Here is a 9394-nt window from a genome sequence, read left to right as displayed (position 1 = left end):
ACCACTCGGGCGTTGCCCCGTCTGCTACCGATCCGCGCGCGTTCGCGCGCCGGGTTGGCGGTGCGCTCGGTCTTGCTGAACTCACGCGCCTTTGCGAGCGGTACGCGCTGCGTTCCGCGTACCGATGGGAAGGCGATGCTGCGGCGCTCGTGGACGTGCCCGGCACGCCTGAACCGTTGCAGTTGAACGGCAGCGCGTTCGTATAGCCCGCGCTTGCTGTAGGGGCCGCTGGCGATTGCCGGTGGCCCCTTTTCCCGTTCCTGTTAGGCGAGTAGGTGGTCCGCTTCTTCTCGGCTGATCTGGCCGGTTGCTTGCGCAATGGTGACTTGCTCAAAGATGGACGGCGGGGTCCACTTTTGATCCGATAGGTCAGGTTGGTTGTACGGTGCCTGCGGCTTGGCCATTCCTTGCCGCTGGCGCGCCACTTCGGCCTTGACCTGCTCGGCTGTTGCCTTGCCTGCCAGGTAGTCGTCGAACACGGTCACGAGCATCATTTTACCTGCTGCTCCGGGTCTGTTTCGACGCTGTAGTCGCTGTCGTAGTTGAGCGGGTCGTTGTCTGGTCCAGCGAGGGCGACGGCGGCTTCAAGGCTGGCCTGTAGGTTTTGTAGAAAGCTCTTGGCGCTATCCAGTTCGTTGTTTTCTAGGAATTCGGCTTCTAGGCGGCTGATTTCGGCGACGGTCCGGCGCATGACCTCCGTTATTCGGGCGCATTCGCTTAGCGGTGGCTCGGGCAGGGTTACTTTTATGGGGCCGTCTGGGCTGTTGAGCCATTCGTCGTACGGCTCGTTGAGCCTGGTCCGTAGGTTTTCGAGGTCGTCGAATAAGTCACAGATTAAGTCGTAGCGGGCTGTTTGCGCGGCTTCGAACCTTGCGCGGGCGGCTTCTACGGTGCGGCTGGTGTCTCCCACGATTCCCCGGCGGTTCAGGTGGCGGGAGCACGTGGCCACGCTTACGCCCGTTTCGTGGGAGATTTCGCGCAGGGTCCAGCCGTCCTTGCGTAATTCTTCGATGCGGGCCTTTTGGTCGTCGGTGATTCGGTTGGTTGGCATATCTACTTTCCTTTGTGTCGGTTTTGCAGGTCAATGCGGTCTACTCTGTCGTGCAATGTATCGGCAAGTTTCCGTGCTTCGTCTGGTTTGAGCGAGACGGTTTGCCCGCTGTTGCCGATACGGACCGTGATAAAGCGGTCGCTGTCGATTCGGACGGGCAGGTTCACGAACTTGTGTCTGTCCGGTGTGTGTAATTGGGCTTTTACGGTTTTGTTGGCCACTGTGGGTTCCTTTTCTGTGGTGTGGGGCTGAATTTTGCGTGTTCCGTGTGTTCCTGGCTGTTCTTGCAGGTCAGGGCAGGTTTTTCCGGAACATTTTCTTGTTCCTGCGTGTTCCGGTTTGTTCCTGGGGCCGGGCGGTTGGAACATGGGGAACACGGGGGAACATGGTCTTGTTCCTGGTTTATGCCCTCTGACCTGCGGAAACAGTCAGGAACAAGGGGAACACGGTTTTTAGGCTTGGTCAGTCACGCCGAATATCCATCTCGTCTTTCTCACCCCGTCCGCCTTGGTATTTTTCTGCGTCACTCCGGGGTAGTGATCGAGTAGCCGTTGTAAAAACACGTTGCGAGATGCGGGCGTGCCGCCATTCTCGGCGGTGTGCTTGCGGTAGTCCTGGAATAGGCGGGTGGCTTCGACGTAGTTGGCGTGATTGTTGGTGATGCGGTAGCTGGTTTCCTCAAAGAATTCCGCCAGCGGCGATGCCAACGCTTCCATGACTTCCAGTACGTCGCTCTGGGTATCCGGGGTGGTGAACTGGCCCTCTTCTTCTAAGCGGCGTAGACCTTCCAACGCCCATGCGAAGATGCCGGGCAGTTCGGTTGCGAGTTTGACCCCTAAGCCTGGGTCGCGCTTACTGTCGGGCACCGTGTGATTTAGCTTGATTGCCACGAAACGGCTGGTAATCGCGCCGGAAGGGTCGTTAAACCGTGGTGTCTCATTGGATACCAGTACAAACCGAGTTGGCAGTTTTCCATCCCAATAGGGGCGATTCTTGCGGTTCGCGCTTACCCTATCTTCGCCTATCACGTTCAAAAGGCGTTCCAGCGCGCGGTTGCTCTTGCGTGGGTTATCCGCACCTCGCGCGTCCTCGATTACGGCTAGGGGCTTTCCGATTAGCTCGGCTAAACCAAAGTCGTTCGATAGGTCCGAAAAGGACGTGCCCACCGTGTTGTCGGTGCCCTGTAGACGCTGTAGTACCCGCGATATTGTGCCCTTGCCGCCACGCTTGGGTCCTAACAGCATTAGCGCTTTGTGCAGGTGGGTTTGGCCACTAATGAGGTAGCCAGCGAATTCCTGTAGGGCTTGCTGGCCGCGTGGATCGTGCGCGAAGGTGTCGGCCAGGAATTCCAGCCAGATAGGGCAGTCCGCGTTTTGGTCGTAATCGAACGGCAGTGACCACGTTTGTACGTAGCGCGGTGTGTGTGGCAGTAGTTCGCCGGTATCCAGGGCAAACAGCCCGTTTCGCAGCGGTACCACCCGGCGCGGGTCCGGGTCGTCGTCGTAGCGCGGTAGCCACGTTGGTATGGGTTGCGCGCCGAGCCGGAGACTTGCGATGCGTAGCGGTTCGATCAGGTTGGATACGCGGGCCGTTGTTGGGTTCCACGGTATCGGCTCTATGCCGTTGCCCTGCTCCATCGTTGCGCCCTGTAGTGCGCGCCAGATATGTTCGCGCACGTCCAGTTCCTCGGGGGTTTCCTGCCAATGCGTGCCCGAATAGCGCCACCACGATTCACGCCACCAGCCAAGAGTGGGTTGGCCCAATTGGTCGCTAAACACTTCTTCGATCAACCGTTGCGCGGTGTCTAAAGGGCGTGCGTGGTGCGGCCACGGTGTCGGGTTGATTGTCATTGTCTTGCCTTCCTCCGCCTGGTTTTGGCGGGTGCTAGTTATCTTGTTGCTGTTAGTCACCACGGCAGGCGGGCGGCTGCTTCGCGGCGGCGGTGCTCCTGGTGCTTCCGGGCTGTAAATGCCGCATGGTCGAAGGCGGGTCGTTGCCCGTTGGCCATTTCCGCGACACGTTCGCGCCGGGCTTGGTTTGCCCTGGTCGCGGCTGCGGCGGTGATCTGCTGTGCCTGCAATTGGGCATAAGAAAACCCGCCACGCGGTCGTGACGGGTTGGGCAGATTTTCCTGCCGTCTAGGTGAAGTAGGGCGCATTGAGGTCCACCCCCGCTCTTACGGCTTTGGCACGTAGGTTTTCTACGTATGCGAGCGCACGGCGCACGTCCTGGTCTGACCCGCTAGCGGCGGCGGCGAACATATCGCGCGCAATAGCGCACACGGTGGCCAGTCGTTGCCGCTTTAGTGCATGGGCGTATTCGGCGGCGGCTGTCGGGGGCAGGCGGTGCCCACCGCGCACAGTGCCGAGCGCGTCGCTTAGAAGGCCCTGAACGTGGAAGTCGAGCAGTCCCTTGCGGCGCAGTTCGGTGTAAACCAGCTCGGCGCTTACTACGGTGTCCGCATGTCCGTCGTTGGCGAGCTTTTGGGCCTGGGACACAATCGCTTGCCAAATTGAGTGGTGTTGTTTCGTTGGCCAGTCACCGGCGAGAAGCCCCTGATCGAGGTTGAGTATGTCGGCGGCGGTGTTTGAGGTCAGCGCGGCCATGAGCAGGCCAGTCGCGGTGCTGTCCGCGAATGCGCGCGTCGTGGTAACTTGATTTTGCTTGTGGCCCTCGGTGTTTGCCGGGGGCTTCGTCGTTGTAGTCATTGGTTAGTCCCAGTTGTCCGTGGCGGTAAAAATTTGGTCGGTGTCGGCGGGGTCGATGCGCAGTGTCTTGCCTGCTTTGTAGGCCCGTAGCCGTCCTGTTGCGATATAGCGGCGCAGGGTGCGCTCTGATAGCCCCGTGCGCTCGGCTTCCTGCTTGATCGTGCGGTACGTCCGCAGTGTCGCTTTCGACATGGTGTTTTCTCTCCGTGGAGGGGTTAGCCCGTTGTGGGCATGTCGTGTTTGCGAGCCGGTGGCTTACTCGCGCCCGAATTTTTGGGCATGAAAAAAGGCCCTGAACTGGTGTTTTCCAGTCCGGGCCTTGATTGGCTATTGGCAGATTTCTGCCACGTGGGTCAGCATACGCTTTTGAAAGTCCTAATGCAACCCCATGCGACCGCTGTAGTGCTAACGTGTCCGCTGTAGACAACCTACGCGGGGCACACTTCCCACGGTTCAGGCAGCGGCCAACTGTGCCGAGTTCGGCAAGGGGAAGGCTTGGGGGAATTCTCGCGTTAGGGGAAAGTTAAGGGAATGCCTAACCGGAAAATTCGGCAAAACATAGCGTGACCAGCCCCGAAAGGGGGAATATATTCAGTCCTCCTATGCTCCACAGGAACACAAAGGCCAGGTCCTCCCGGGGACCTGGCCTTTGGCGTTGGTGGTCACCAGGGGCCCAGGCAGCGGTTGCTGCGCGGTAAGCTCCCGGAAAAGTCTGCAAATAGAAAGCGCCTGCGTGAACTCTTACCTTTCCCGTTACGACACGATGGCGGATCGTGCGGCTGCTCAGGTGATTGCGCAGTATTCGACGAGTTTTTCGTTGGCTACGAAGGTGTTGGCACCGGGGGTGCGGCGCGATATTCGTAATTTCTACGCGGTGGTGCGTATCGCAGATGAGATCGTCGACGGTGCCGCGCAGCAGGCCAACGCAGACCCCGAGACCCTGCTTAACGCCTACGAGGAGCAGGTCCTCCAGGCCCCTAACCAGCGCTTTCACACGGATCCGGTGTTGCACGCGTGGGCGAATACGTATCGGCGTTGTCGCCTCAACGCGGAGCACCTCGAGGCGTTTTTCGCGTCGATGCGCGCGGACCTCAACCCGCACGCTTTTTCCCCGGCGGAGTTGGAGACCTATATATATGGGTCGGCCGAGGTGATTGGCTTGATGTGTTTGGACATTTTCTTCCCAGAGCGCCAGACACCCCATCCCGAGAAACTTCAGCGTGGCGCCCGCGCGCTTGGTGCGGCGTTCCAGCGCATCAACTTCCTGCGCGATTTCGGGGAGGATCAGGACAGTCTCGGGCGGGCGTACTTTGGGCGCATGCTTGACGACGACACCAAGCACGCCATCACCACCACCATCCACACCGAACTTGACCAGGCCTTAGAGACGATCCCGTTGCTGCCCCGCGGGGTGCGTGGGGGAGTGGCGGCCGCGGAGGCGCTGTTTCGTGAACTCACGGAGATCGCGGAGCGCACCCCGGCCGCGCAGTTGACCCAGCAGCGCATCAGTGTGCCGCAGCGCCGCAAGGTTGCGCTGACGGCGAAGGCGATTGCGAGGACAGGGCTATGACAACTGCGGTGGTGATCGGCGCGGGTGCTGCCGGTTTGGCTACCTCGGCGCTGCTGGCGCGGGAGGGTTACGAGGTCACGGTGGTCGAGCGCCTCGGCTCGCATGGCGGCCGCGCCGGCAACGAAACCGTCCAAGGTTTCCGTTTCGACACCGGCCCGAGCTGGTACCTCATGCCGGACGCCTTTGACCACTTCTTCGCACTCTTTGGCAAGCGCACCGAGGACGTGCTGGATCTCAAGCCGCTCACGCCCGCATACCGGCTCTTCCCCGAGAACCACGACCCGATCGACGTGGAGTCGGGCCGCGACAACGCGATCCGGCTTTTCAACAGCATCGAGCCCGGCGCCGGCGCCCAACTGGCCAGTTACCTCGACCGCGCCGCCGAAACTTACGACTTGGCGCTGCGCTACTTCCTCTACACCACCTTTTCCACGCTGAAGCCCTTTGCCAAGATCCGCGGCCAGTACGGCAAGTTGCTGCGCTACCTGGTCGAGCCGCTGGATCGCTTCGTCGCAGGCCAGTTCAAGGACACGCGCCTGCGCCAGATGCTGACGTACCCTGCGGTGTTTTTGTCGTCGCATCCCGCGCGCACGCCGTCGATGTACCACCTGATGAGCCACACGGACCTCACCCAGGGCGTGCTGTATCCGCAGGGTGGGTTCGCGGCGGTGATGGATGCGCTCTACGAGCTGGCGCTCGAGCAGGGCGTGAAGTTCCGCTTCAACGCGGACGTCGCTTCCATCACGTACAGCGGTGGGCGCGCCACGGGCATTTCGCTTATCGACGATACACTCATCCCCGCCGACCTCACAATCTCGTGTGCCGACCTGCACCACACCGAAACCCGGCTGCTCCCGCCGAAGCTGCGCACTTACGACGAGGGGTGGTTCTCCCGCCGCGATCCGGGCCTGGGCACCGTGCTGGTCATGCTGGGCGTGAAGGGTGAGATCCCCGAGTTGGCCCACCATAACCTGTTGTTCAGCGAGGACTGGGACGATGACTTCGCCACCGTCTTCGAGGGCAAACCGGCGGCGCGGCCGTTGGGGGCGTCGCAGTCGATCTACGTGTCCAAGCCGAGCGCGACCGACCCCGGCGTGGCGCCCGAAGGCGACGAGAACCTGTTCGTACTCGTGCCCGTCGCCGCTGAGGAGACGATCGGCCACGGCAACATGTACCGCGATGGGGCCTCCCCGCAGGTGGACCTGATTGCCAACGCTGCCATTGCACAGATCGAGAAGTGGTGTGGGGTTGAGGGCCTGGGCGAGAGGGTCGTCGTTAAGCAAACACTCGGTCCTGCAGACTTCCGCGACCGCTACCACGCGTGGTCGGGTGGGGCGATCGGGCCGGCGCACACGCTGAAGCAGTCGGCGTTTTTGCGCGGCGCGAATGCTTCGAAGAAGCTGGGAGCGCTGTACTACGCCGGAGCCACGACCGTTCCTGGGGTGGGCGTGCCGATGTGCTTGATTTCCGCTGAAAATGTGCTGAAGCGCCTGCGCGGCGACAAAAGCCCAGGCCCTCTCAGCGCCTGAAATGGGATTTGTTGAACAATTGCTCGGATTGTGGTGAAAATCACCTTGTAGTTTTCTTCCTGAGTACTGTCTAAACGTCCAGTTCAGAGGGTCAGGTTTCTAAGTTTTTGGTGTTGATCTGGCGTTTTGGCTTTCTGTAGGGGGTTTCGGACTATTCTCCAAGCCGATATTGCGCTTAAATATGTAGTTATCAGTTTGGAGATCCGTGTTCAGGTGATCTCAAGGCTGCTTCGAATATCTCCTCCGAGTTGTAAGGAATGAAGCCGTTGAAGAACGCACATCTGAAGAAGCGCGTCCTGGCCACCCTGGTTTCCGCCACGGTGGCTTTTGGTGGCGTAACGGTCGTAGCTCCGACCGCTGACGCTGACGAGCGAGTAACTAGCGAATACTCCGCGCTGCCGAGCGACGCTAACAAGGCTGCACTGCAGTACAACAAGGGTGCCAAGCTCAAGGGCCGTATGGACATGCTCCAGACCCAGTACGGTCCGGGCTGGTGCATCGACGCTGCGCTGCCGGGTCCGAGCCTGGATACCCAGTACGAGGTCCGCAAGCTCGACGGTGTTTCCGGTCTTTACGGCTTCAACCTTGTTTCGGGCGGCAGCTTTGATATCCACCCGGACATTGAGAAGGCTTCGATCAGCCTGACCAAGTTGATGCTGGATGATTACTACGCTGGCCGCCACGAAGAGGTCCGTAAGAAGGCCCTGGCCATGCAGGCACTGGTGTCGAACAACCAGGACGTGCTCGACCAGATCCGTGGTTACATTACTGGCGACATTAAGCCGCGCTGGGCTGCGTATGGTTTCGGCTGGTCCAACAACCCGCCGAAGCTGACCGCCGCAGAGTTTGAGAGCTGGACCGGCTTCAGCATCCGCCGCACCGCCACCGCGACGGTGGGTCAGTCGGATTTCTACCTGGCGAAGAACACCAAGAAGTTCAACTCGCTGAAGGTGAACGAGGGCGAGTACGTCACCGTCCTCGTCCCGCTGAACTACAACATCTACCAGGATGTTCTCCGCGACCCGACGAAGCAGCGCATCCTCATCGTCGCGCAGCCGGGTCTGGACAACTACAAGCCGGACGTGATCCGCGAGACGGTTACCAAGACCGTTTCTCCGCAGGAGACGAAGACCGTGACCAAGACGGTGCAGCCGACCGTCACCGAGACCAAGACCAAGACTGTTCGTCCGGGTAATGCGACCACGACCAAGACGGTGGCCGGTACTACAACGGAGACGCAGTACATCCAGCCGATCGTCGAGAAGACCGTGACTGAGACGCCGGAGGAGCTCACGGTTACCTCCACCCGTCGTCCGGATGTGGTCACCGCAACCGCGAAGACCACGCTGCCGACCAAGGTCGAAACCGAGACGGTGACCGCTCCGCAGAAGACCGTCACCGTTGAGCAGGTTGAGCCGGTGACTGTCACCGAGACCACCACGGCCCGCGCAACTGACACCGTCGAGGGTGCAACCGAGACGGTGACCGTCACCAAGCCGGCCACTACCGTCGTCGAGACCGTGAAGCGGAGCGGTGCCCCGCGCACCGAGACGCAGACGGTGACCGCTGCGCCGTCCACCAAGGTTGTTGAGACCACCGTGGTGAACAAGAACTACAAGACGGTTGAGCGCACCTCCACTGTTGAGCGCTACACCCGCCACTTCACCTACGCCTTCGCTTTCGAGGGCACCGACAAGACGCAGATCATCGACGTTGACAAGCTCGGTGACTGGAAGCTCGAGATTATCGACGACTCCAACGGCCTCGTTGATATCCGCAAGGTTGAGCGCAACGGCAAGTACGTCATCGAGATCGTGCCGAAGCGTGAGGGCAAGGGCACCGTTCGCTTCGTCATTACCGACAGCGAAGGCAACCGCCACGAGTACACGGTCAACATCGTCAACGAGAAGACCGAGAAGGTCACCGTCAACGACGTCACCGTGAACAACCACTTCTTCAACGTGGGTGTCTCCAACATCGACCAGACCATCACCGTCCCGGCTGGCTGGGACTACAAGGTTGACGGCCCGGGCGAGCTGGTGAAGGTTGAGGGTTCCTCCAACCAGTACAAGCTGAAGGTTGTTGATGGCCTGGAGCAGGGCGAGATCAAGGTCAAGGTCTCTGTCTTTGAGAAGGTCAACGGCAAGCCGACCGGCGCTGAGAACAACTACATCTTCCTGATCGACACCACCACTGGTGGTTCCACCTACACCCGCGTCATCGGTAACCTGAACTCCTACATCCTCGAGGTCAAGGATGTGGAGCAGAAGCCGGAGATCGTTGAGGGCGCTGACAAGATTGAGAAGATCGAGAAGCGCGGCGACTTCTGGGTTGTCACCCCGAAGAAGGACGCAACCGGCGATGTTGTGATCAAGGCCGTTGACAAGGACGGCAAGACCCACACCTTCAACCTGAAGATCGAGAACGGTACGAACGTTTCCGTGGACAACGTCTCCCGCCTCATTGAGGAGGGAAAGACCGTCACGATCGATTACGACACTGACAACACCGATCTGACCAAGGAGATCGTCTCCCA

9 protein-coding genes and 1 pseudogene are annotated in these 9394 nt (G+C 60.2%); 4 read left to right on the top strand and 6 right to left on the bottom strand.

The genetic code is table 11. The annotated features are described in order from the left end of the window. Nucleotides 1-206, top strand: a 206-nt coding sequence (locus HMPREF2656_RS13005; RefSeq protein ID WP_168167531.1) for a hypothetical protein, incomplete at its 5' end; no start/stop codon positions are given. Between the two features lie 57 nt (nucleotides 207-263). On the opposite strand, the gene HMPREF2656_RS03600 is transcribed toward HMPREF2656_RS13005, so the two are convergent. The 6 genes from HMPREF2656_RS03600 to HMPREF2656_RS03575 form a co-directional block, all read right to left on the bottom strand. Beyond that, complete coding sequence (locus HMPREF2656_RS03600; RefSeq protein WP_246825110.1) at nucleotides 264-491, bottom strand: hypothetical protein; 228 nt, start codon at nucleotides 489-491, stop codon at nucleotides 264-266. After that, the gene (locus HMPREF2656_RS03595; RefSeq protein ID WP_070815875.1) at nucleotides 491-1051 is read right to left on the bottom strand and encodes a winged helix-turn-helix domain-containing protein; all 561 of its coding nucleotides are present in this window, start codon (nucleotides 1049-1051) and stop codon (nucleotides 491-493) included. The genes HMPREF2656_RS03600 and HMPREF2656_RS03595 overlap by 1 nt, the downstream gene beginning before the upstream one ends. Nucleotides 1052-1053: 2 nt before the next feature. Further along, on the bottom strand, nucleotides 1054-1272 hold the full coding sequence (locus HMPREF2656_RS03590; protein ID WP_070815874.1) for a hypothetical protein: 219 nt from the start codon (nucleotides 1270-1272) through the stop codon (nucleotides 1054-1056). Nucleotides 1273-1503: 231 nt separating this feature from the next. Further along, nucleotides 1504-2964, bottom strand: coding sequence for a DNA primase family protein (locus tag HMPREF2656_RS03585; RefSeq protein WP_070815873.1), 1461 nt, complete (start codon nucleotides 2962-2964; stop codon nucleotides 1504-1506). 225 nt (nucleotides 2965-3189) lie between these two features. Beyond that, entirely contained in the window at nucleotides 3190-3759 is a 570-nt protein-coding gene (locus tag HMPREF2656_RS03580; protein ID WP_070815872.1) for a hypothetical protein, read from the bottom strand. A gap of 3 nt (nucleotides 3760-3762) precedes the next feature. Beyond that, complete coding sequence (locus HMPREF2656_RS03575) at nucleotides 3763-3951, bottom strand: helix-turn-helix domain-containing protein (protein WP_070815871.1); 189 nt, start codon at nucleotides 3949-3951, stop codon at nucleotides 3763-3765. A 571-nt stretch (nucleotides 3952-4522) separates the two neighbouring features. On the opposite strand from HMPREF2656_RS03575, the gene HMPREF2656_RS03570 reads away from it, so the two are divergent. The 3 genes and pseudogenes from HMPREF2656_RS03570 to HMPREF2656_RS03560 form a co-directional block, all read left to right on the top strand. Continuing rightward, nucleotides 4523-5329, top strand: a complete 807-nt coding sequence (locus HMPREF2656_RS03570; protein ID WP_070815919.1) for a phytoene/squalene synthase family protein — start codon at nucleotides 4523-4525, stop codon at nucleotides 5327-5329. Next, nucleotides 5326-6858, top strand: coding sequence for a phytoene desaturase family protein (gene crtI, locus HMPREF2656_RS03565; RefSeq protein WP_070815870.1), 1533 nt, complete (start codon nucleotides 5326-5328; stop codon nucleotides 6856-6858). Before HMPREF2656_RS03570 ends, crtI begins: the two co-directional genes overlap by 4 nt. A gap of 266 nt (nucleotides 6859-7124) precedes the next feature. Then, nucleotides 7125-9394 (top strand): annotated as a pseudogene (locus tag HMPREF2656_RS03560) (hypothetical protein); the annotation flags it as partial.

This window comes from Corynebacterium sp. HMSC034B08 (genome assembly GCF_001835805.1).
In the GTDB taxonomy this organism is placed as follows: domain Bacteria; phylum Actinomycetota; class Actinomycetes; order Mycobacteriales; family Mycobacteriaceae; genus Corynebacterium; species Corynebacterium coyleae.
This window is presented reverse-complemented; position numbering and strand designations above follow the sequence as displayed.

What these genes read in the sequence shown, in the direction of transcription:
- HMPREF2656_RS03600 (WP_246825110.1), bottom strand. Translation starts at nt 491, where the DNA reads ATGCTCGTGACCGTGTTCGACGACTACCTGGCAGGCAAGGCAACAGCC.
- HMPREF2656_RS03595 (WP_070815875.1), bottom strand. Translation starts at nt 1,051, where the DNA reads ATGCCAACCAACCGAATCACCGACGACCAAAAGGCCCGCATCGAAGAA.
- HMPREF2656_RS03580 (WP_070815872.1), bottom strand. Translation starts at nt 3,759, where the DNA reads ATGACTACAACGACGAAGCCCCCGGCAAACACCGAGGGCCACAAGCAA.
- HMPREF2656_RS03575 (WP_070815871.1), bottom strand. Translation starts at nt 3,951, where the DNA reads ATGTCGAAAGCGACACTGCGGACGTACCGCACGATCAAGCAGGAAGCC.
- HMPREF2656_RS03570 (WP_070815919.1), top strand. Translation starts at nt 4,523, where the DNA reads ATGGCGGATCGTGCGGCTGCTCAGGTGATTGCGCAGTATTCGACGAGT.
- crtI (WP_070815870.1), top strand. Translation starts at nt 5,326, where the DNA reads ATGACAACTGCGGTGGTGATCGGCGCGGGTGCTGCCGGTTTGGCTACC.